The organism is Natrinema sp. CGMCC1.2065, from assembly GCF_051225675.1.
GTDB lineage: Archaea > Halobacteriota > Halobacteria > Halobacteriales > Natrialbaceae > Natrinema > Natrinema thermotolerans.
In genome coordinates, this window is the sequence record NZ_JBPJSJ010000006.1 from 23,716 (window position 1) to 45,317 (window position 21,602).

The window sequence follows — 21,602 nt, forward strand, 5'->3', positions numbered from 1 at the left end:
GACACCCCGCGTAGTCAGGAACGCCAATAGGCCGGCGTCAGGATCACCAGCACGGAGAGGATCTCGAGCCGGCCGATCCACATCAGGAAGGTCATGTACAGCTTCGCGGCCCCGGAAAACGGCTCGTAGCTGTTCATCGGGCCGACGACGCCGACGCCCGGCCCGACGTTGCCGAGCGTCGCGATCGTCGCGCTGATCGCCTCAAGTGCCGTCAGCTCGAGGCCGGGCGTTCGGTAGGCGTCGAGAAAGAGCAGGACCGTCGAGACCGCAAACAGCGTCAGAAAGAGGACGATGAAGACGAAGATACCGTGGATCGCCTCCTCGTCGATGACGTCGCCCGTGTCGCCCATCCGAACGGGCCGAACCGCCTGCGGGTGGACGGTCGTGAACAGTTCGCGTTCGATGGACTTCCCGACGACGTACCAGCGGATGATCTTGATCGAGCCGGCCGCCGACCCCGCCGAACCGCCCAGAAACATCGCGAACAGCAAGATTACCTGCGTCGACTCGCTCCAGGTGTTGAAGTCCATGCTGGCGTAGCCGGTCGTCGTCACGATCGCCAGCGTCTGAAAGAGCCCGTGGCGCAGCGATCGCTCGAGGCTGCCCGGGATCGCGGCGACGCCGTCGGGGACCGTCGCGAGGCCGACCCCGAGAAAGAGCAGAGCCGAGAGGAGGGCACCGACGACGCCCATCGATAGGAGATAGGACCGGAACTCGGCGTTCCCGGTCAGCCGATCGGGCTTGCCGCGCCAGACGTGCCAGTAGAGCGCGAAGTTCGTCCCGGCAACGATCATGAACGGCATGACCGCCCACTGGACGATCGGTTCGAAGGCCTCGACGCTGCGTCCCTCCGGCGAGAAGCCGCCGGTCGGCAGCGTCGTGAGTGCATGCGAGACGGCGTTGTAGAAGGTCATGTTCGGGGCCAGTCCCGCGAGGTGGAGCCCGTAGTAGACGACCACGGCCGCGAGCGTGAACCAGACGTAAATCAGCCAGAGCGCCCGCGCCGTCTGTCTGATCCGCGGGGTCAGCTTCTCGACCTGAATGCCGGGCGCTTCCTCCCGGATGAGCTGGGTCCCACCGACGGAGAGTTCCGAGAGGATCGCGACCATGAGGACAATGATCCCCATCCCGCCGAGCCACTGGGTGAGCTGTCGCCAGAGCATGATCGAATGCGAGTGCGTTTCGACGGAAATCTCGCCCATCACCGTCGCCCCGGTCGTCGTGAATCCGGACATCGACTCGAAGAGGGCGTTGATCGGCTGCGCGATCGTCCCCGTTCCGGCGACGAGATACGGGATCGTCCCGACCAACGGGAGGACCAGCCACGTCAGCGCCACCAGCAGGAACGCCTCGCGGTGTTCGAGGTCCGGCTCGGGCTCGAGGCGCTCGAGGCCCACCCCGACGACGACCGCGACGGCCAGCGCGACCAGAAACGGGAGCGGGCTCTCCCGGTAGAACAGCGCGACCGCCGTCGGCACCAGAAGCGTCAGCGAGAGGGACTTCAACACGGTGCCCAGGAGGCTGCAACTCGAGCGGACATCGACGTGAATCCTGCCAATCATAGCTGAGAGCGTGACCGAACCCACCGTCGGCCGGCGAACAGTAACTACTACGGAAGAATTGTAGCAGCGCAATAAAGACTGGGCTGCACTCCACGACGGCACGGTCGGGCGGGTCGCCGAGACTCAACCGAAGACCCGCTCGTAGTGGTGGGCCATCGCCGCTCGAGCGGTGGCGGAGAAGACGGGAACGTAGTCCATGGTGAGGTAGAACGGCGACTCGGTAACCGGCTCGGCGTACTCGTCGATCGGCCCCCGTTCGGTCGCGAACGGGTGATCGCGCGGCGTGTTCCGGCTCTCCACTGCCGAGTAGCCCGTCGCCATTGGGGTGATGCCGTGGCGAACGAACCAGCCCCGCGCGTCGGGATGGTCCTGTGCGCCGCAGCTGTGGGCCCGTCGCGACGGCGAGGGTTCGGACTCCGTCGCCTCGACGGGGTAGTGCGGAAAGTCGGTCCAGCCGACGACCGCGTGGCCACACTCGTGGGCTGCGAAGTTCCGCAGCAGGTCTCGAGGGGTCCCGATTCCCGCGCCGAAACACGCGGCGAGTTCGGCATTGACGTAGCCGTACGCACCGGGTTCGCGGGAGCGACCGTCGCCACGGCCCGCGTACCCCCGCATCGCCCCGGCAGTCGTCGCGCCGTCGGCGACGACGACCAGCGTCACCGTTGCCGCCGTTCGACCGCCTCGCAGGGCGTCGTCGGTCTCCATGGCGTCTAACGTCTCGCCGTGTGCGGGCGCGATCTCGAAGTCGGCGACCGCATCCGTCTCGAGGGTTACCTCGGCGGTGCCCGGCGTCGCTCCGGACCAGGTCTCCGCGAACAGGTCGACACCCTCGCGGACCGCGTCGAGCGCGTCCTCGGCGGGCTCGGCGGAGGCGTGACGAACGATCTCGAGGGTCAGATCACCGTCGCTGCCGGTAGCCGCGCCGACTCCCGATACAGCGGCTGTTCCGGCCACGGTACAGGCACACGCGAGAACACGACGGCGGGTTGGCATGGAACGCTCTAGGGAACGATGCGAGTGTGATCATATCGTCTTTCCGGCCGAGAGGAGGGTTGGGGCTGCCACTGACGCCGGTCCCGACCGCTGTCAGCGGTCCGGTTCCCGAACCCGCTCGCCGTCGGCCGTCTCCGGGAAGACCTTCCCCGGGTTGAGCGTGTCCGTCGGGTCCAGCGCCCGCTTGACTGACCGCATGGCCTCGACCGCGCCCGCGCCGTGTTCCGGCTCGAGGTACGTCTGTTTCCCCTCGCCGATGCCGTGTTCGCCCGTGGCCGTGCCGCCGAGGTCGATGGCGAGTTCGACGATCTCCCGGTAGAGGGCCTCGCCGCGCTCGAGCTGGTCGGGCTCGCTCGGGTCGGCGAGGACGCTGTAGTGGAGGTTGCCGTCGCCCGCGTGGCCGAAGCAGGGGACCAGCAGGCCGTACTCGTCGGCGAGTCGCTTCGCCTCGCGAACCACCTCGGGGTAGGCGCTGATCGGCACCGTCACGTCGCCCGGATGGAGCGACTCGAGGTCGGGGTCGTAGCTCCTGACGGCGAAGGCCAGTTCCCGCCGGGCCTCCCAGAGCGCGGCCATCTCGTCGTCGTCCTCGCTCATCTCGAAGCGGGCGACGTCGTGGTCCTCGAAGATCGTTCGGCAGAGGTCGATCTCCGCCTCGATCCCGTGGTTGGCGTGGAACTCGAGGAAGACCATCGGCGCGTCGGGCAGGCCGGTGTCGAGGTAGTCGTTGGCCATCCGAGCGCTCAGCCCGTCGACGAGCTCGATCTTGGCGACGTCGACCTCGGTCCGGACCGCGTCGAAGACCGCCTCGGCGGCGTCGTCCAGCGTCTCGAAGATCGCCCGTCCGCCACGGATCTGCTCGGGCCGGCCGGCCAGCTCGAGGGTGGCCTCGGTGACCACCGCCAGCGTCCCCTCGCTGCCGACCAGCAGGTCGGTCAGGTTGTAGCCGCTCGAGGTCTTGATCGCCCGCGAGCCGGTCCGGACGACGGTGCCGTCCGCGAGGACGGCCTCGAGCCCGAGGACCCAGTCGGCGATCTCGCCGTAGCGGACCGTCCCCATCCCGCTGGCGTCGGTCGAGATCATGCCGCCGATCGTCGAGATATCGCCCGAGGAGGGCAACGGCGGGAAGAAGAGGCCGTCGCCGGCGACGTGTTCGTCGACGTCGGAGCCGATGATCCCCGGGCCGACGTCGATCTGGAAGTCGTCGGGCCGGTAGTCGACCACCGCGTCCATCCGGGTCAGGTCGAGGCTGATTCCGCCGTGGGCCGGGACGGCGTTGCCCTCGAGGCCCGTCCCGGCCGCGTAGGGTGTGACGGGCACGCCGCGGTCGGTCGCCGCCGACAGCACTGCCGAGACGTCCGCGGTCCGCTCGGGCCAGACGACCGCGTCGGGCATGACCCCGCCCGACTCCTCGGTCCCCCAGTCCGTCGCGTGTGATTCGCGTCGGCCGTCCGCGAACGACAGCTGGTCGTCCCCGAGGTCGAGGTCCTCGAGGAACGAACAATCGTGTGCCATGCATGCATGTTAGACACTGACAGTATCAACGTTTCCCACTGGGTCGTACGCGGATCGCTCGAGACGGCCTCGTGACTCGGGTATATATCCCTCGTATCCGACGATATAATAACAGTATCCAACATATATAAATTATAATCGCCTTTTACTGGATTCTGCCAGCACAATCGTATGCCAGAGCAAAATGGCACACGGAACCGGACGAATCGGCGCGGCTTTCTCGAGAGCATCGGCACCACCTCGGTCGCTGGCGGCCTCGCGGCGGTTCTCGCCCAGCGCGATATCGTCCAGCCCGTCGCCGCGGCGTCGGCGACGGATCCGAGCGTCTTCGCCGTCGACGAGACAGCCGATCCCGACGCGACGTTTCCGCAGTCGGTGGCCAGCGGCGGGCCGACCTCGAGCGGCGCTATTCTCTGGACGCGGATCGCCCCCAGTGCGGTCGTCTCCGAGGAGCCGATCGGTGTCCAGGTCGCGACCGACGACAGTTTCGAGGAACCGGTCTACGAGGGAACGGTCCCCGCCGATCGACTCTCGAGTACACACGATTACACGGTCAAAGTCGATCTCGACGGCGTTCTCGAGTCGGATCGGCGCTACTACTACCGGTTCGTCTACGACGGCGTCGCGACACGGACCGGTCGCTGTCGGACGCTGCCGGCGGCCGGCGCGAGCCCCGATTCGCTGTCGTTTGCGGTCCTTACGTGTCAGGACTACCAGAACGGGTACTACGGAGCCTACCGCCATCTCGCGGCCGAAGACGTCGACTTCGTCGTCCACCTCGGCGACTTCATTTACGAGTCCGCCGACGGTGCCTACACCTCGCCGACGACGGATATCAAGGACGGGCGCGACATCGACCTCCCCAGCGGCGCCGGTCTGGCGGAGTCCCTGGCCGACTTCCGGACGCTGTATCGAACCTACAAGGGGAACGAATTCCTCCAGGAGGGCCTCGAGCAACACACCGTTGTTCACGGCTGGGACGACCACGAGATCGGGAACAATCGATACTGGGACGAGGAAGCGAACGCGCCGGTGTTGCCGGATACGGACGGCGGCGAGCAGCCCGAGCGGGCGATGGAGATCACGGCCGACGGCATTCAGGCGTGGGTCGAGTACGTTCCCGCCCGCGTCGAGTTCGATCCGAACGAGTCGGCACTGCAGGACCAGCTCCGATTGTGGCGGGATCTCCAGTTCGGCGACCTCGTCGATCTGACCGTCACCGACGAACGCCTCTATCGCGACGGGCCACCCTGTGGCGACGCACGGATCACCTGCACGGATGAGGAAGCACAGGGGCGGACGATGCTTGGTCACGAACAGAAACAGTATTTCACGGAGTGGGTCAGCGAGTCCGATGCCGTCTGGTCGGTCTGGGCCAACGAGGTGCTGACGATGCCCCTGACCATCGGCGACAACTGGTCGCAGATCGAACTGCTCCACGACTCGTGGGACGGCTTCCAGCACGAACGCTGGGAACTCATGCAACACGTCGCGGACGTCGATCCACGCAACTTCGTCGTCCTGACCGGCGACCTCCACGCGTCGCTTGCCGGCCACGTGAAAGCCGGCTACGGCGAAATCGAGCCGTTCGAGACGTACGACCGAATCGGTGTCGAGCTGATGACTCCCGCCGTTACGAGCGTCAACGCCGCCGACGTCGTCGATTTCCCGAGTGACTGGGACGACGACGCGCTCGCGGAGTTGACCAAGGATCAAAACGACCACCTCGAGTACGTCGACTGGCATCAGCACGGCTACGCCGTCGTCGAGTTCACCCGCGATCACTGTACGTACACCGTGTACGGCGTCGACAAAGATGCGGACCCGCGGGATGCCGAGCGGTCGACCCTCGCCCGATATCGCACTCCGGACGGCGACCCGTCCCTCACGGAACTGTAGGCACACAGTGGGTGGATCGCCGCGAGCGGTTCGCCGGAGATGTGGCGACCCTCCCATCGCGGTGATCGGTCGCGCACGTGACTGGACGGAAACGCTACAGATTTATGTGAGTCCGTGACGCGGTGTGCGGTGATGGCAGACCGAACCACGACTCGACGGCCGACGCGGAGGGGAGCCCGATGAACGCCGAACTCGACTTGCTGGTCCGGCTCGGGGACTACGACCGCCCGCAGGGCGTCGCCGAGCGTGCCGTCCAGGCCGAGGAACTGGGTTTCGACCGGATCACGGTCGGCGAGACGACCGGCTGGAACATCGTGCCGCCGCTGACGCTGGCGGCAGACCGGACCGAGGAACTGGGCATCTCCAACGACGTCATCTCGCCGTACGGCCGGACGCCGTCGATGCTCGCCCAGACCGCGCTGACGATGCAGGCGGCCGCCGACGGCCGCTTCCGGTTCGGGATCGGCCCGAGTTCGCCCGCGATCACCGAGCGCTGGCACGGCCAGGAGTTCGACCGGCCGCTCCGGCGCACCCGGGAAGTGATCGAGATCATGCGCAACGTCTACGAGGAGGGCAACCCCGCCTACGAGGGCGACATCTTCGAGATCGCCGGGCTGGGCTACGAGCGCGGCCCGAGCGAGAACCCGCCGCCGATCGACGTCGGCACCCTCGGCCCCAAGGCCACCGAGATGGCCGGCCGCTTCGGCGACGGCTGGGCCCCCCAGATGTTCACGAAAGACGGCCTGCGCGACCGCCTCGAGGACTTAGAGCGCGGCGCGGAACTCGGCGGGAAGGACCTCTCGGACCTGCGGGTCGCGCCGATCGTCCGCGGGATCGCCAGCGAGGACCGCGAGGCCGCCCGCGAAAAAGCCCGCGGCACGATCGCGTTCATGCTCGGCGCGTACGGTCCCTACTACGGTAACTCGGTCGCCGAGCAAGGGTACCCCGACGTCGTCGAGGCGGTCCGAGCCGCCTGGGACGACCGCGACACCGACGCGATGGCCGCTGCCCTGCCCGACGAGGTCCTCGACGAACTCGCGTTCGCGGGCACCCCCGACGAGGTCCGCGAGTGGCTCGCGGAGTACGCCGCCATCGAGGGCGTCGACGCCGTCCGTATCGGGTTCGTCGACGGGATGAGCGAGGACGGCAAGCGGACGACGATGGAAGCGGTCGCCGACCTCGTCTAATCGCCGGATCGGTCCTCCATCGCGATCGCAGCCGTCTCGAGCGGGCCCTCCTACGACGTGACACGCAGTGTGGTGTTTCGATCGGACTCACAAGTTGCATATATACGTCCCGGACCCTACCGGGGATATGATCCCACTACTGCGGTCGCCCGAGCGCCTCACCGCGTTCGGTGAAGATGCCGACGCCGTCGATACGGCGATGGATCTGCTTGCCGACGGGCGACGCCGCGCGGCGCTGCAGTATCTCGCGGAGACGGGCGGCGACGCCACGCTCACGGAACTGGCGGTCGAGATCGCCGCGCAGGAGGCCGGCGTGGAGCCGAACGCGATCTCGGACCACGGCGACGTTTCCTCGCGGGAGCGTCGCGCCGTCCGAATTTCGCTGCATCACACCCACGTCCCGAAGCTGACGACCGCCGAGGTCGTGGACTACGACACCGAGACCGAGACGATCACGCTTACCGACCACGGACGAACCCTGCTCGAGCGGGCGGACGCGGTTCAGGTGTCCGCCTGACCGGCCGACTGCGCTGTTTTCACCGAGAACTGCGGTCCGTTACGGCTCGATCACGAGTTTGCCGAGGAAGCTATCTTCCATGACCGCACGCTGGGCCTCGGCGGCCTCCTCGAGGTCGTAGCTTCTGGCCACGTCGATCGAGAGCTTCCCGGTGTCCATGAGGTGGGCGACGCCCCGCATCGGCACGCGCAGGTCCGGCGTGTTGAACATGCTCATGAACTGGTAGGAGACGTCTTTCGAGCGGGCCGCGCCGTCGTTCGTAAAGCCCGGATCGGGGCTGTTCTCGCCAATGCCGACGACGCGAGCGCCCGTCGCGGCGACGTCGGCGTCGAACTGCAGGTAGTCGTCGAGGCGGTGGTCGAGGACGGCATCGACCCCGCCGTCGGCCGCCTCGCGGACGGCGTCGGCCAGATCGTCCCGGCCGTAGTCAAGCACCGTCTCGGCACCGTAGTCGGCCAGTTCGTCGTGGTACTCCTCGGACGCGGTCGTGATCACCCGCGCGCTTACCGCGGCCGCGATCTGGACGGCCGCGTGGCCGACGCCGCCGGAGCCGCCGTGGACCAGACAGTACTCCGCGGGCTCGAGGTCGGCGTGGTCGATCAGCGCGCGCCAGGCGGTGACGGCGGCGACGCCGGCCCCGCCGGCCTCTATCGGATCCGCACCGTCGGGGAGGTGGACCACCCGATCAGTCGGGATCGTCGCGTACTCGGCGTAGGAACCCTGCGAGCCGCCGTTACCGATCCCGGTCCCGTAGACGCGGTCCCCCTCCGCGAAGCCCTCGACGGCCTCGCCGGTCGCCGCGACGGTTCCCGCGACGTCGACGCCCGGCGTGAACGGCAGGCCGACCGGTTCGTACGAGCCGTCCCGGAAGTAGGTATCGACGGGGTTGATCCCCGCCGCGGCGACCTCGACGAGCAACTCGTCGGCGGCCGGTTCGGGCCGCTCGATCTCCTCGACCTGCAGTACGTCCGCGTCGCCATGTTCGTGAAGGCGTACAGCGCGCATCTCGTTCGAACACACGGATCGGGACGGTAAAACGGTACACGTGACGGCAGGGGAGACGGCGACTTTCTCGGCGACAGAGAAAGCTGCATGGAAGACCGGAGAAACCGAACGGCTTGAGCGAGCTACTGGACGGCTCGAGTCGCGTCGTCGATGATCTCGAGTGCCTCCTTCAGCTCCTCGGTCCCGGTCGCGTAGGACAGTCGCGCGTAGCCCTCGCCGTTCGCGCCGAAGGCGTCACCGGGGACGACGACGACGCCGCGATCCAGCACCTCGTCACACCAGCCCTCGGGTACTTTCGGCATCGCGTAGAACGCGCCTTCGGGGGTGGGTACCTCGAGGCCCGCGTCGGTGAGCCCGTCGAGGACGAGGTCCCGGCGCTGCTCGAAGGTCTCGACCATCTCCGTGACCTGATCCTGGGGGCCGGTCAGAGCGGCCTCGGCGGCGTACTGGGCGGGCGCGGAGGCACAGGCCTGCCCGTACTGGTGGACCCGAAGCATGCGCTCGATGCGACGATTGGAGCCGACGACCCAGCCGAGCCGCCAACCGGTCATCGAGTAGGTCTTCGAGCAGGCGCTGACGACGACGACGTTGTCCGTCTCGGCGAACTCGAGCGGCGAACGATGCTCGCCCTCGAAGACGATGTGTTCGTAGACCTCGTCGGAAATACAGAGGACGTCGTGTTCGTCGGCGATACGGGCGAACTCGCGCATGTCGGCCTCGCTCTGGACGGCCCCGGTCGGGTTCGCGGGGCTGTTGACGACGAACGCCGCGGTCTCTTCGGTGATGGCGTCTTCGACGGTCGCGGGATCGAGGGTGAGATCCTCCCGCAGCCCGACGGGCTTGGGCGTGCCGTCGGCGATGTGAGTCAGCGCGTCGTAGGAGACGAAGCCCGGATCGGGGAAGATGACCTCCTCGCCGGGGTTGACGTGGGCCTCGATCGCGAGATGCAGTGCCTCGCTCCCGCCGGAGGTCGCGATGATGTCGGCGGGATCGACCGCGAGGCCGTAGTCCCGATCGTACTTCGCGGAAATGGCCTCCCGGAGCTGGGGCGTCCCCTTGTTCGAGGTGTAGGCGTCCGCCTGTCCCGACTCGATGGCCTCGATGGCCCCGCGGCGGGCGTGGGCCGGGGTCGGGAAGTCCGGCTGGCCGAGGCCGAGGTTGATCGCGTCCTCGCCCGCGGCCTCGAAGACCTCCCGGATACCGCTGATCGACACCTGCTCGACTCGGTCTGCGAAATCAGTCATAGCTATACGGGGGGTATCGACCCCGATAACTCTTGATGTGTGAATCGCCTATCATCCGCCGTCGACGCTCAACGAGACCGGACAGTCTTGTCTGCGAGACTGAAGATGCCACAAGGAATATGGCCCTCGTGACGAAGGGACCAGTAATGACTCTCTCTCGACGATCGCTGCTCGCCGCGGGCGCGACCGGAACGATCGCACTGACCGCCGGCTGTATCGACGTCGTTCTCGGGAACGAACCGCTCGAGTTCAGTTCCGACGCCGTCCGCCCGACCGACGACGCGCTCGAGGAGACGGGCTACGCGGAAGACGACGTCGGTCAGCAAACGATCGACCGCTCGGTCGAACTTCCCGGCGGCGTCGAGCGCCAGGTCGAGGCCTCGATCGCGACGGCGATCTACTCGAAGGCCGTGGAGTATCAGGGTGAAGAGCGCGACGGGGCCGCCGTCGCCGCCGTCTCCATCCCGGGGATGGAGGTCGCAGGCCGATCGCTCAACCCGATCGACGATCTGTCCAACGAGGAACTGCTCGATCGGTTTCTCGGCGAGTTCGAGGGCGGCCAGGGCGATATCAGTAACATCCAGCACCAGGAGACGTTCGGCCTCGATATCCTCGGGGACGGCCGCGAGGTCGACCGGTTCCTCGGCGAGTCCGAACTCGGCGGCGAGCCGATCGACGTCGAGATCAAACTCACCTCCTTCGATCACGAGGGCGATCTGCTCGTCCTCCTTGGCACCTATCCGAAACTGCTCACCGAGGAATCGGCCAACGCCGAGGTCCTGCTCGAGTCCGTCGAACACCCGGCCTAACGACCGGCGACCGGGTCGCTCCGGCGGTTAGTTTGCGATTGGAACCTCGCCTCTCGAGCGGTCGGTAACTAAACGGCGAAGGCAGTACCGGAACCGACGACGGAAAAAGCGCGAATCAGTCGGAATCGACGGCGGTCTCAGTAGAACTCGCGGACGAGATCCATCGCGTCCTCGGGCGCGCCGTCGGGGATCTCGGACATGTCCTCGGTGACGCCGTGTTTCTCGTGGTAGGGAACCGAGTTCTCGTCCTGGTACATGACGCCCTGATACTCCTTCTCGCTGTCGAGGATGACCTCCTTGGCGGCCTCGTAGTCGTGGGGGTCGTGGTCCTCGTCTTCCTGCAGGTCGACGAGGCTGTCGCGGAAGTAGTCGTAGGTGTCGACGTCGTTGAACGTGACACAGGGGCTGAAGACGTTGACGAAGCCGAAGCCGTCGTGTTCGATGGCCTTCTCGACGATCTCGGCGTGGCGCATCGCGTCCGAGCTAAAGGACTGAGCGATGAAGCTCGCGCCGGAGGCGAGCGCGAGTGCGAGCGGGTTGACCGGCGGCTGCTTCGGCCCTTCGGGAGTCGTACTGGTCTCGAAGTCCGACCGCGAGGTTGGCGACGCCTGGCCCTTGGTCAGGCCGTAGATGCGGTTGTCCATGACCACGTAGGTCATGTCGACGTTCCGGCGGACGGCGTGGACGAAGTGACCGGCACCGATCGAGTAGCCGTCACCGTCGCCGCCGGCGACCATGACCTCGACGTCGGGTCGGGCCATCTTGACACCGGTCCCGACCGGGAGCGCACGGCCGTGGACCCCGTGAAGGGCGTAGCTGTGCATGTAGGTCCCGATCTTGCCGGAACAGCCGATCCCGGCGACGACGAACGTGTTGTCGGGGTCGTTGCCGGTGTTGGCCAGCGCTTTCATCATGCCGTTCATCGTCCCGAAGTCGCCGCAGCCGGGACACCACGTTGGCTGCTTGTCGGATTTGAAGTCGGTGAATCGAACGTCGGAGCTCATTATGCGGGTACCTCCTCGGTGAGTTTCTCGGTGATATCGTCTGCGAGTTCGTCGGCCTTGAATCGCACGCCGGTGTACTTGTTGATCCGCTTGACGCGGGTCAACACGTCGTGTTCGATCACGTCCGCGAACTGTCCGTTCGCGTTACACTCGACGACGATCGTCTCGTCGGCGGCCTCGATCTCCTCGGTCAGGTCGGGTCGCGGGAAGATATAGGGCACTGAGATCACGTGGACGTCGATCCCGTCCTCCTCGAGGTACTCGAGTGCCTCGACGAGCGCGCCCTCGTTCGATCCCCACGAGATGACGAGGTTGTCCGCGTCCGGATCGCCGAACTCGCGGTAGTCCCAGTCCTCGTTCTCCCTCGCGGTCTCGACCTTGCGGTTGCGCTTGTCGACCTGCTGGACGCGTTCGTCCTCTTCTTCGGTCCGGCGGCCGAGTTCGTCGTGTTCGAGGCCGGTAGACATGTGGGCAGCGTCGGTCGTCCCGGGGATGGCCCGCGGGCTGACGCCGTCCTCGGTGACGGCGTGGGCACGGAAGTGGCCCTGCGCGTCGAGCCACTCGTCGACCTCGTCCTCGTCGACGAGCTTGCCGCGGTCGATCTCGACCTCGCTCATGTCGAAGGCCTCCGGCGGGAACGTCTGCTCGGTGACCGACATCGCCAGGTCCGAGACCAGGAAGACCGGGGTCTGGTACTTCTCGGCGAGGTTGAACGCCTCGACGGTCTTCCAGAAACACTCGGTGATCGACGTGGGTGCGACGACGAACCGCGGAACCTCGCCGTGGCCGCCGTACAGCGCCATGTTGAGGTCGCCCTGCTCCTGTTTCGTCGGCATCCCGGTCGAGGGACCGGATCGCTGGACGTCGGCGATGACCAGCGGCGTTTCGCTGGTCGCGACGAGACCGAACGTCTCGGTCATGAGGTCGATCCCGGCTCCCGACGTGGCGGTCATCGCTCGAGCGCCCGCCCGTGCGCCGCCGAGTGCCATGTTGATCGCCGACAGCTCGTCTTCGGCCTGCACGACGTGGCCGCCGTAGTCCTCGATACGCCCGGTCAGGTACTCCATGATCGAGGTCGCGGGCGTGATCGGATAACCGGCGTAGAACCGGCAGCCGGCCGCGAGCGCGCCCATGCCGATGGCCTCGTTGCCGTTGAGCAGGACGTAGTCGTTGTCGGTGGTCTCGACGTTGTAGCCGAGGTGGCTCAGGTCGTAGTTCTCCTCGACGTACTCCTGGCCCGCGCGAGCGGCTTCCTTGTTGTTCTCGACGATCTTCGAGCCCTTGCCGCCGAAGCGCTTCTCGAGGGCCTCGTCCAGATACTCGACGTCGAAGCCGGTGATCTTACACGCCGCGCCCAGCGCGACGATGTTGCGCATGATCGCGCCGCCGGCCTCCTCGGCCAGCGATTTCAGCGGGACGTCGACCGCGGTCATCTCGTCGGGGATCTCCGCGTCCCACGAGCGCTCGCCGTCGTAGATGATGGCGCTGCCCTCGTGGAGTTCGTCCAAGTTCTCGTCGATGGTCCGCTGTGTCAGGGCGACGAGAATGTCGAGGCGGTCCACGACGCTTTGGACCTGCTCGACGGACGTCCGAATCTTGTAGGCTGTGTAGCCGCCACGGATTCGCGACGCGAAGTCTTTGGAGGTGAATACGTGTCTTCCGGCCCGGGACAGTGCCTGAGCGAAGATTTTTCCGGTGGAGTCGATACCGTCACCGGCCTCGCCTCCGATCGCCCAGTTGAGATCCTCAGCCATGTTATGAGGCCCCTTGCCCCCCATAAATGAAAAGGCTTCTGAAACCCCAAGCGGACCACCGCATCAGTGGTGGATATGTTCGGGATGGAAGGACAGTTGGTTATTAATCGTTAGGAATTGTGGGGCGAGAGTTTACGAGAGAAAGAAACACGGAAGCGAGTGAATGTGTGTGGTAATCACACGGTATCGTCTCCCATCGAAACGGCCGCTCGCGAGGGTCGCGGCGAACGGAACGCCTTTTCAATCCGCCGACGAACGGGTTCGACATGGATGGGACGCCAGTCACGGTCGCATCGGTCGGCGAGGTCGGTCCCGACACCGTCGCGCTCGAACTCGAGACGCCCGCGGGGTTCGACGCCCTCCCCGGGCAGTTCGTCCTCTTGCGGGCCGCCCCCGAGGACGAGGAGATCGCTCGCCACTACACGCTCTCCTCGCCGACGGTCGGCGAGACGTTCGAACTCACCGTCGGGATCGACCCCGAGGGCGACCTCTCGCCGTGGCTCGCGGGCCTCGAGGGCGGCGAGACCGTCCACGTCGAAGGCCCGTTCGGCCGGATCACCTACGACGACGACGGTGACGTCGTCGCCGCCGCCGGGGGTCCGGGAGTCGGTGCGGGAGTCGCGGTCGCCGAGGCCGCTCACGAGGCCGGTCACGACGCCACCGTGATCTATCAGGCCGACGAACCCGCCCACACCGACCGGCTCGAGGCGCTGTCGGACGCGGGTGCGACCGTGGTCTTTATCGATGACGGCGCGGCCGAGGAACTGGCCGATGCGATCGCAACACACTACGAGGCCGGTCAGGTCTACGCATTCGGCTTCGACGACTTCGTCACCGCTATCGCGGACGCGATCGAGGCCGCGGGCGGCGATCCCGACGACGCGCTGATCGAGAACTTCGGGTAATCGGCCGGCTCACCGACCACCGACTCGAGGTGGCGACGCCGTCACTCCCGCGACGCCGTTGCTAGCGTGACGCCGATCCCCTCGAGTGGGGTCAGTCCGGCCACAACAGTTGCCTCTCTTCGGAACTGAAAGTCCGTCGATAGAACAGGTACGAAGCCGTGACAAAGGTGTTTATGCCCGATCGGTGTGGGAGCGCGTATGCGACGTCGTGATCTCCTCGCGCTCACGACCGGAGCGGCGTGTGGCCTGGCCGGCTGTGCCGACTCGCGGTTCGAGCGGCTCCAGTCGGAGCGGCCCGACGTCGACGGCTCGAGCGACGATACCGATCGTCGAGGCAGCGAGTCCGCCGGGCCCGACGCGATCGTGGTCGGGGACCCCGACGAGGTACCGTTCCTCGAGGCCCATCCGCCACACGAGTTCACCCTCCGCAACGACGGCGAGACCGAACGGACGGTCGCCGTGGTCGTTTCGGCCGACGACGCTGACGGCAGTGACTCGATCGACGGCGACGGGGAGGACGAACGGGACGAGCCGCTGCTCGACCGCAATCTCGATCTCGGGGCCGGCGAGGAACGGACGCTCGTGTTCGTCGAGCCACGATCGTATACGATCACGGTCACGTCGAGCCGCGACGGCGGCACGGGCGAGTCGACGGTCACCGACGGGATCAGTCGCCGGCCGTTCGATTGCGTTCGCTCTCGGACGACCGTCACGCTCTCCGAATCCGGCACGGAGACGGAGTCGACGTCGTCGTCGATCCCCTGCCCGGTGCCCGACGTAGCGGACGCATCGCTCGCGGTCGATAGCCGGGAGTGTGCGGGCCGGACCGACGGCGACGACGCGACCGTCGAGTTCGAAAACGAGCGTGTGCTGGTCGAGGGGTCGATCCGCATCCCGACGCCGTGTCACACCCTCGAGCTATCCGACGTAACCTACGACGACGGTCGCGACCTGCTCGTGGTCACCGTCGCCGTCGGCGAACAGGAGGCCGAGACCTGCGTCGACTGCCTCGGGACCGCCGACTACGAGGCCGGAATCGATCTCGAGGGTCGGTATCCCGGCCGGGTCGCGGTCGTCCACGCGACCGGCGACGAACGGCGGGTGATCACCACGAACGAGTTCGCCGCCGGGTAGCCCGGCGGTCGGGCAGACGGGCTGTTCGTCCGGTGCAACCGCGCGCGACGGTCGCGCCGGAGACGAGTCCGTCTCAGTGTTCGACGAGTTCGATCAGGATCCCGCCGGTGTCCTTGGGGTGGAGAAACGCCACCGAATGGCCCCACGCGCCCGGACGGGGTTCCTCGTCGATCAGCGTCACGTCGTGGTCCCGGACCGTCTCGAGAGCCCCCTCGATGTCGTCTGTCGCGAGCGCGAGGTGGTGGATTCCCGCCCCGTTGTCCTCGAGATAGCGCGCGATCGTCCCCTCCTCGATCGGCTCGAGCAGTTCGACATAGCCGTCGCCACAGTCGAGGAAGACGACGCGCATGCCGTCGAACACCTCCTCGTGGGCGACCTCGAGACCGAAGAGATCGCCGTACAGCGTTGCGAGTCCCTGTGCGTCGTCGGTTGCGATGCCGGCGTGATCGAAGTGCATCGGCCTGTACTCCGGTCGATGGCCGTGTTACTGTTGTGATTTTTCGTGGCGTTTCGAGCCCGCACGGACCGGGTGACTGGCCCCCAGTCGGACATCGACCACGGAAAACGGGATATCGGGACGAAGGTTCGTTCGGTCGCAGTCGACGATTCGAGCGCCGTCAGACCGCGCCGGGCTGGTACTCGCCGAACTCGTCGCGCATGACGTTACAGATCTCGCCGACCGTCGCGTAGGCCTTGACGGCGTCGATGATGTAGGGCATTACGTTCCGGTCGCTTTGGGCCGCGTCCCGCAGCGCCTCGAGCGCCGCGTCGACGGCCTCGTCGTCCCGGCGTTCGCGGGTCTGCTCGAGGCTGTCGATCTGGCGCTGTTGGTCCTCCTCGGTGATCTCCTGGACGTCCATCTCGGGCTCCCCGTCCTCGCTCTCGAACTCGTTGACGCCGACGATGACGCGCTCTTTCTCCTCGATCTCCTTCTGGCGATCGAAGGCGGTGTCCTGAATCTGGCGCTGGACCCACTGCTGCTCGACGGCCTCGAGCATGCCGCCGCGCTCGTCGACCTCGTCTAAGATCTCGTATGCCTCTTCCTCGACCTCGTCGGTCAGCGACTCGACGTAGTAACTCCCCGCCAGGGGGTCGATGGTGTCGGCCGCGCCCGACTCGTGGGCGAGGATCTGCTGGGTCCGCAACGCGGTTCGGACGGACTCCTCGGTCGGCAGCGCAAGCGCCTCGTCTTTCCCGTTCGTGTGCAGGCTCTGGGTGCCGCCGAGGACGGCCGCCAGCGCCTGATAGGCGACGCGGACGACGTTGTTCTCGATCTGCTGGGCGGTCAGCATCGAGCCGGCCGTCTGGGTGTGGAACTTGAGCTGTTTGGACTTGGGGTCGTCGGGGTCGAACCGCTCGTCGATGATGTCGTGCCACATCCGACGGGCCGCGCGGAACTTCGCGACCTCCTCGAAGATGTTGTTGTGGCCGTTGAAGAAGAAGGAAAGCTGCGGCGCGAACTCGTCGACGTCGAGGCCGGCCTCGATCGCCGTCTCGACGTACTCGATGCCGTTACCGAGCGTAAAGGCCAGTTCCTGCGCGGCCGTCGAACCCGCCTCGCGGATGTGATACCCCGAGATCGAGATGGTGTTGAACTTCGGCGTCTCCTCGGCACAGAACTCGAAGATGTCCGTGATGATCCGCATCGAGGGCTCGGGCGGATAGATGTAGGTGTTGCGTGCGATGTATTCTTTGAGGAGGTCGTTCTGGATCGTCCCCCGCAGCTCCGAGCGATCGACCCCCTGCTGGTCGCCGACCGCGATGTACATCGCCAACAGCACCGACGCGGGCGCGTTGATCGTCATCGAGGTCGAGACCTCGTCCAGCGGGATGCCGTCGAAGACGGTCTCCATGTCCTCGAGCGAGTCGATCGCGACGCCGGCCTTGCCGACCTCGCCGGCGGCCATGTCGGCGTCGGAGTCATAGCCCATCTGGGTCGGCAGGTCGAAGGCCATCGACAGCCCCGTCTGGCCCTCGTCGAGCAGGTAGTGATAGCGCTCGTTGGTGTCTTCCGGCGTCGAGAACCCGGCGTACTGGCGCATCGTCCAGAGCCGGCCGCGGTAGCCGGTCGAGTAGACGCCGCGCGTGTACGGCGGCTCGCCCGGATTGCCGAGATCGTCCTCGTAGTCGAGATCGCCCACGTCGTCGGGCGTGTAGAGCCGATCGACCTCTTGCCCCCCCGTGTCGGTCGTAAACGTTTCCTTGCGCTCGCCGAAGCGCTCGATGACGGGTTCGACTTCCGCCTCGTGCCACTCCTCCTTGCTGGCACGGATCTCCTCGAGTTCGTCGGGATCGAACATTATGATTACCGAGGACCGGCCGGGGCTTGAAGGTTGATGAACACGGCGAGATCTGCGGCCGGCGACGCGGTCGCGTCGCCGACGGCTCATAGGGTTTCCTGTCCCGACGTCCCGGTGGGACCGCGACCATCCCGCGGTCCCACCGGTACTGACGGACAGGAGACCGTATCACACGCTGTCCTCGGGGTCGTGTCGGGCGGCCATCCGCGCAGCCTCCTCGGCGTAACGCTCCTGGGTCGCCACGTCGTCGACGGTACCAAGCGAGTTCGGCGGCACGACCAGACTCGCCTTCGTCTCGCGAGCGGGGCCGCCGAAGCTCGTCAGCGCCCGCTCGCGCCGGTGATACCGCCGGCCGTCTTCGGTCGCGTACACGAGGATGACGATGTTGAGTTCGTCGTCGCCGTAGGTTCGCTCGACGAGCCAGACGCGGACGCCGTCGTCGTCATCGGTCGGGTCACCGTGATCCGCCGTCTCTCCCGCGTCGGTCCGGTCGCCCGTCTCGTCGGATCGGTTCGTCTCCATGAGAGTCACTCGTGTCGCCACGGCCACTTATCTTTCGCGGCGTCGACGGCACGCGTATGTCCGGCGACGCGTCGCTCGAGGAGTCCGCCGAGGCGTCGACGCCGGCCCGCGGCGGTGACGACCGTCGCCGCGCGGCCCGCTACGTCGCGCCGTTTCTGGCGATCGGGGCCGGGCACCTCCTGCTCTTGCTGGTGTGGGGGCTGGACCCGCTGTGGGCCTTCGCCGTTGCGCCGCCGATCGTCTTTCTCTGTGGAATTTGCTGGGTCGCGTTCCGCCACGGGTTTCACGAGCGCGCCGGCCGACCGGGATCGAGTCGCTGACGGAAGCGTCGCCATCCGACTCAGCGCCCCGTGTCGTACTTGTACGTCGCCGACTCGGGGTCGATGCCGAAGTCCTCGGGCGACTCGTCGTCGTCGGCCTCGGCCCGGCCCTCGGGGGCATGTTTGAACGCCTCGCGAAGCCGATCGGGGACCCGGAACTCGGCACCGTCGATCGCCAGTGGCTTCGCGTCCGGATCCGCCCCCTCGCGCTTGGCCTCGAGTCGCTCCCGGAGGACCGACGGCAGCGCCGACTCGTCGACCCGCTGGAAGCCGAACTGGGCGAGGTATGGACCCTCGCCGGTCAGGGCATAGACGGTGTCGAATCCCTCGTCGCCGGCGTACTCCACGAGCCGCTCGACGACGTGGGCACCGACGCCCTGCCCGCGCCAGCTCTCGAGGACGCCGATGCTGGTCAGTTCACAGACATCGTCGCCGTCGTCGGGCTTGTGAATGCGGATGCGGCCGAAGCCGGCCTTCTCGCCGGACGCCTCGTCGATCGCCACGACGTAGTCGCGCGAGCGGAACGCCGTTTCGTCGAGCCCCATCGACTCGATGTGGTCGAGCAGCCAGACCTCTTCCCTGTTTTTCGCGTCCCGCACGTACATGTCTCGGCGTAGGCGACGTGCGGGCAAAAGCGTTTGTGGGTTGGCAGGATTGCCCCGGGGGTGAACGGGCCGAACGGACGACAGCCCAGACGAATGTTTATTCAGTCAACTATACAGACATAATTCGAGTGTTTGGACGATTTTGGCCCCAAGAGGAGCCATTCAAACCAGACTTCCGGGAATATAGTTGCGATAGCCGAAACTTTATCCTTTGTCATGACAACTATTGGCATGAGATGGCCGAATGCGACGCCTGCGGCGACGACGTACGGCGACGGTTCCGACACCGACGGCGGACCGAGGCGATGACACACCGCCGAACCGAGCGCGTCTGTGCGAGCTGTCACCCCGATCTCCCGGACGCGGTCGCGCCCGACGACCCGGGCGGGGGCACAGCGGACGAGCGTGGCGGGCGGGCGATCGCGGACGGCGGGACGCACCGTGCCTGTCCGGTCTGTTCGGGGGCCACGATCACCGACGGAACGTCGGACACCTGCCTCAAGTGCGGGTGGACCACCAACCGGTAGCCGACCGACGAGTCCACAGGATTACGGGGGCGGTACCCCTAACAACGTAGCCCGGTCGACGAATAGCCGAGCTGACTACTCATGCGTAGTGAACGTCTCCACGGTTTCCCTCTCCGACTGTATCGAGCGCATCGAGACCGACCGCAAGACCGTCCGGTTCTGCAACGTGTCCGACCGAAGCAACGACGACGCGCTCGAGGCGTTCTTCGAACCCCACGACGTCGACCTCGAGTTCGTCGATGCGCCGGATCGCCCGGCGGACGTAGTCGACCTGCTCGCGGACGGTCGCCGGATCGAATCGAGTCCGCTCGCGGCGGTCCGTCGGTACGCCCGGGCCTGGGAGGAGTCGATGGCGGTCGGGTTGCGGGCCGACCCGCCGGCCGTGGTCACGGGACTCCGGGACAACTACTTCGAGTCCTACGACAAGCAGCGGATGATCATGGCTTCCCGGACCGTCGAGTTCCGGGCCTGGAACGGGGGCGAGGGCGAACTCCACGCGGGGTTCCAGCAACTGTCGAAGATCGACCACCAGCCGGAGGTGTACCGCGATCTGGCGACGTCGGACGTCGACGTTCACGTCTACGGCGAGCCCGACCGTCGACCGCGACCGGACGTCGACCTGACGACCCACGCCAGCACCGACGCGGAGGCCCGCCGCCACTGGTGGGTCGCCTATGACGGTGCCGGCGACGACGAGGAGAAACTCGTCTTGCTCGCCCAGGAGCGCGGCCCGAATCGGTTCTACGGCTTCTGGACGGAACGACCCCCCGTCGTCGACGACGTGATCGCCCGCATGGACCACTTGTGAGCGTTACCTCGCCGTCGCGCTGACGGTCTCGTCGGGGTCTCGAGCGCGCTCGAGCAGCCGTTCGATCCGGTCGTCCGTCGAGGGATGGGTCGACAGCAGCCGGCTCAGTGCGCCCTTGTCGTCGGGAGTAACGTACAGCGGTGCGAGCAGCCCGCGCGGGGGCTCCGCGGCCCGCTGGATTCGGCGGAGTGCGCGAGCCAGCGAGACCGGCTTGCCGGTCACCGCGGCGGCCCGATCGTCGGCGGCGTACTCCCGGCGACGCGAGTGGGCCCGGACCAGCAGCGTCACGGCCAGGAACGCGAACACCGCGCCCGACTCGAGTACCACCAGCAGCCGACCGAACGCCGTTCGCTGCCACGATCCCGGCCGCCCACGGAGCCACGCGACCGCCCGAGCGATCCCCGCGATCGGCAACAGGACCGGGGCCAACACGAGAAAGCCGAGCCCGGCGAGCGTCCGGAAACCGCTGTAGGCCAGCGTCTGGACGAACGCGTCGTAGCGCTCGAGGTGGGCGAGTTCGTGGGCCACCAGCGCCTCGAGTTCGTCGGGCGAGAGCAGTCGGAACAGCGACCGATCGAGGACGATCGTCCCGTTGCCCGCCGTGCCCAGCGCGAATGCGTTGGGCATCGGCAATCGTGCAAGCAGGACCGTCGGCGAGTCGACGTCCATCCGCGACTCGAGGCGATCGAGCCGGCGGAAGAGGACGGGCGCGTGTGACCGGGGGAGTTCGACCGCCTCGAGGCTCGAGAGCAGTTGCGACGTGCCAAAGCGGTAGCTCAGTACGCCGCCGACGACGGCGACAGTGACGATCAACGCGAGCGTGCCGAGTGGACCCGGTGCGGTCACCCGAAGGACCGACAGCACCCAGTAGCTGACCGCGGCCAGCGCGAGGTACCACACCAGGACGGCGAGGCCGACAAGTGCCATCAGGAGCCGGGTCCCGTTTCCCGCTCGAGCGACGGACATCGTTGTCGGTCGCGTGTAGGGACGGC

21 protein-coding genes are annotated in these 21,602 nt (G+C 66.8%); 9 read left to right on the top strand and 12 right to left on the bottom strand.

The genetic code is table 11. The features are described 5' to 3' along the window. Positions 1 to 14: 14 nt before the first annotated feature. The 3 genes from ACSBP4_RS08040 to ACSBP4_RS08050 all read right to left on the bottom strand — a co-directional run bounded on the left by ACSBP4_RS08040 (position 15) and on the right by ACSBP4_RS08050 (position 4,070). Positions 15 to 1,562, bottom strand: coding sequence for a TrkH family potassium uptake protein (locus ACSBP4_RS08040; protein ID WP_435551869.1), 1,548 nt, complete (start codon positions 1,560 to 1,562; stop codon positions 15 to 17). A gap of 123 nt (positions 1,563 to 1,685) precedes the next feature. After that, positions 1,686 to 2,516, bottom strand: coding sequence for a hypothetical protein (locus ACSBP4_RS08045; RefSeq protein ID WP_435551870.1), 831 nt, complete (start codon positions 2,514 to 2,516; stop codon positions 1,686 to 1,688). Between the two features lie 132 nt (positions 2,517 to 2,648). After that, entirely contained in the window at positions 2,649 to 4,070 is a 1,422-nt protein-coding gene (locus ACSBP4_RS08050) for an FAD-binding oxidoreductase (RefSeq protein WP_435551871.1), read from the bottom strand. Positions 4,071 to 4,241: 171 nt separating this feature from the next. Between ACSBP4_RS08050 and ACSBP4_RS08055 the strand changes: the two genes are divergently transcribed. From ACSBP4_RS08055 to ACSBP4_RS08065, 3 genes are all read left to right on the top strand, one after another. Further along, entirely contained in the window at positions 4,242 to 5,969 is a 1,728-nt protein-coding gene (locus tag ACSBP4_RS08055; RefSeq protein ID WP_435551872.1) for an alkaline phosphatase D family protein, read from the top strand. Between the two features lie 179 nt (positions 5,970 to 6,148). Next, a complete protein-coding gene (locus ACSBP4_RS08060) occupies positions 6,149 to 7,156 on the top strand; it encodes a TIGR04024 family LLM class F420-dependent oxidoreductase (protein WP_435551873.1) in 1,008 nt (335 codons plus the stop codon). A 127-nt stretch (positions 7,157 to 7,283) separates the two neighbouring features. Further along, the gene (locus ACSBP4_RS08065) at positions 7,284 to 7,673 is read left to right on the top strand and encodes a DUF7344 domain-containing protein (protein ID WP_435551874.1); all 390 of its coding nucleotides are present in this window, start codon (positions 7,284 to 7,286) and stop codon (positions 7,671 to 7,673) included. A gap of 39 nt (positions 7,674 to 7,712) precedes the next feature. Here the strand turns inward: ACSBP4_RS08065 and ACSBP4_RS08070 are convergent, their stop codons facing one another. After that, a complete protein-coding gene (locus tag ACSBP4_RS08070; RefSeq protein WP_435551875.1) occupies positions 7,713 to 8,678 on the bottom strand; it encodes an NADPH:quinone reductase in 966 nt (321 codons plus the stop codon). A gap of 122 nt (positions 8,679 to 8,800) precedes the next feature. Next, positions 8,801 to 9,922, bottom strand: coding sequence for a pyridoxal phosphate-dependent aminotransferase (locus ACSBP4_RS08075; RefSeq protein ID WP_435551876.1), 1,122 nt, complete (start codon positions 9,920 to 9,922; stop codon positions 8,801 to 8,803). Positions 9,923 to 10,068: 146 nt separating this feature from the next. On the opposite strand from ACSBP4_RS08075, the gene ACSBP4_RS08080 reads away from it, so the two are divergent. Then, positions 10,069 to 10,731 (top strand): DUF6517 family protein, encoded by a 663-nt coding sequence (locus ACSBP4_RS08080; protein WP_373632775.1) that lies wholly within the window; start codon positions 10,069 to 10,071, stop codon positions 10,729 to 10,731. Positions 10,732 to 10,868: 137 nt separating this feature from the next. On the opposite strand, the gene ACSBP4_RS08085 is transcribed toward ACSBP4_RS08080, so the two are convergent. Beyond that, the gene (locus ACSBP4_RS08085; RefSeq protein WP_006650815.1) at positions 10,869 to 11,735 is read right to left on the bottom strand and encodes a 2-oxoacid:ferredoxin oxidoreductase subunit beta; all 867 of its coding nucleotides are present in this window, start codon (positions 11,733 to 11,735) and stop codon (positions 10,869 to 10,871) included. Then, complete coding sequence (locus tag ACSBP4_RS08090) at positions 11,735 to 13,489, bottom strand: 2-oxoacid:acceptor oxidoreductase subunit alpha (RefSeq protein ID WP_006650816.1); 1,755 nt, start codon at positions 13,487 to 13,489, stop codon at positions 11,735 to 11,737. The genes ACSBP4_RS08085 and ACSBP4_RS08090 overlap by 1 nt, the downstream gene beginning before the upstream one ends. A 266-nt stretch (positions 13,490 to 13,755) precedes the next feature. Between ACSBP4_RS08090 and ACSBP4_RS08095 the strand changes: the two genes are divergently transcribed. Both ACSBP4_RS08095 and ACSBP4_RS08100 read left to right on the top strand, forming a co-directional pair. Further along, complete coding sequence (locus ACSBP4_RS08095; protein ID WP_049966767.1) at positions 13,756 to 14,394, top strand: FAD-binding oxidoreductase; 639 nt, start codon at positions 13,756 to 13,758, stop codon at positions 14,392 to 14,394. Positions 14,395 to 14,592: 198 nt separating this feature from the next. Then, positions 14,593 to 15,528 (top strand): hypothetical protein, encoded by a 936-nt coding sequence (locus tag ACSBP4_RS08100; RefSeq protein WP_049966768.1) that lies wholly within the window; start codon positions 14,593 to 14,595, stop codon positions 15,526 to 15,528. Between the two features lie 73 nt (positions 15,529 to 15,601). Here the strand turns inward: ACSBP4_RS08100 and mce are convergent, their stop codons facing one another. From mce to ACSBP4_RS08115, 3 genes are all read right to left on the bottom strand, one after another. After that, entirely contained in the window at positions 15,602 to 15,985 is a 384-nt protein-coding gene (mce, locus tag ACSBP4_RS08105; RefSeq protein WP_006650819.1) for a methylmalonyl-CoA epimerase, read from the bottom strand. Between the two features lie 160 nt (positions 15,986 to 16,145). Then, on the bottom strand, positions 16,146 to 17,828 hold the full coding sequence (locus ACSBP4_RS08110; protein ID WP_136396921.1) for an acyl-CoA mutase large subunit family protein: 1,683 nt from the start codon (positions 17,826 to 17,828) through the stop codon (positions 16,146 to 16,148). Between the two features lie 168 nt (positions 17,829 to 17,996). Further along, positions 17,997 to 18,350 carry a hypothetical protein gene (locus ACSBP4_RS08115; protein WP_435551877.1) on the bottom strand — a complete coding sequence of 118 codons (354 nt, stop codon included), beginning with the start codon at positions 18,348 to 18,350 and terminating at the stop codon, positions 17,997 to 17,999. Positions 18,351 to 18,406: 56 nt separating this feature from the next. Here ACSBP4_RS08115 and ACSBP4_RS08120 point away from each other — a divergent pair, with 56 nt between their 5' ends. Next, positions 18,407 to 18,670 (top strand): hypothetical protein, encoded by a 264-nt coding sequence (locus tag ACSBP4_RS08120; protein WP_049966770.1) that lies wholly within the window; start codon positions 18,407 to 18,409, stop codon positions 18,668 to 18,670. Positions 18,671 to 18,690: 20 nt separating this feature from the next. Here ACSBP4_RS08120 and ACSBP4_RS08125 read toward each other — a convergent pair whose 3' ends face one another. Next, positions 18,691 to 19,275, bottom strand: coding sequence for a GNAT family N-acetyltransferase (locus ACSBP4_RS08125; protein WP_435551878.1), 585 nt, complete (start codon positions 19,273 to 19,275; stop codon positions 18,691 to 18,693). A gap of 236 nt (positions 19,276 to 19,511) precedes the next feature. Here ACSBP4_RS08125 and ACSBP4_RS08130 point away from each other — a divergent pair, with 236 nt between their 5' ends. Together ACSBP4_RS08130 and ACSBP4_RS08135 are read left to right on the top strand one after the other, a co-directional pair. Continuing rightward, positions 19,512 to 19,802, top strand: a complete 291-nt coding sequence (locus ACSBP4_RS08130) for a hypothetical protein (RefSeq protein WP_435551879.1) — start codon at positions 19,512 to 19,514, stop codon at positions 19,800 to 19,802. A gap of 88 nt (positions 19,803 to 19,890) precedes the next feature. Continuing rightward, positions 19,891 to 20,610 (top strand): DICT sensory domain-containing protein, encoded by a 720-nt coding sequence (locus ACSBP4_RS08135; protein WP_435551880.1) that lies wholly within the window; start codon positions 19,891 to 19,893, stop codon positions 20,608 to 20,610. Between the two features lie 3 nt (positions 20,611 to 20,613). On the opposite strand, the gene ACSBP4_RS08140 is transcribed toward ACSBP4_RS08135, so the two are convergent. After that, entirely contained in the window at positions 20,614 to 21,576 is a 963-nt protein-coding gene (locus ACSBP4_RS08140) for a M48 family metallopeptidase (protein WP_435551881.1), read from the bottom strand. Positions 21,577 to 21,602 lie beyond the last annotated feature (26 nt).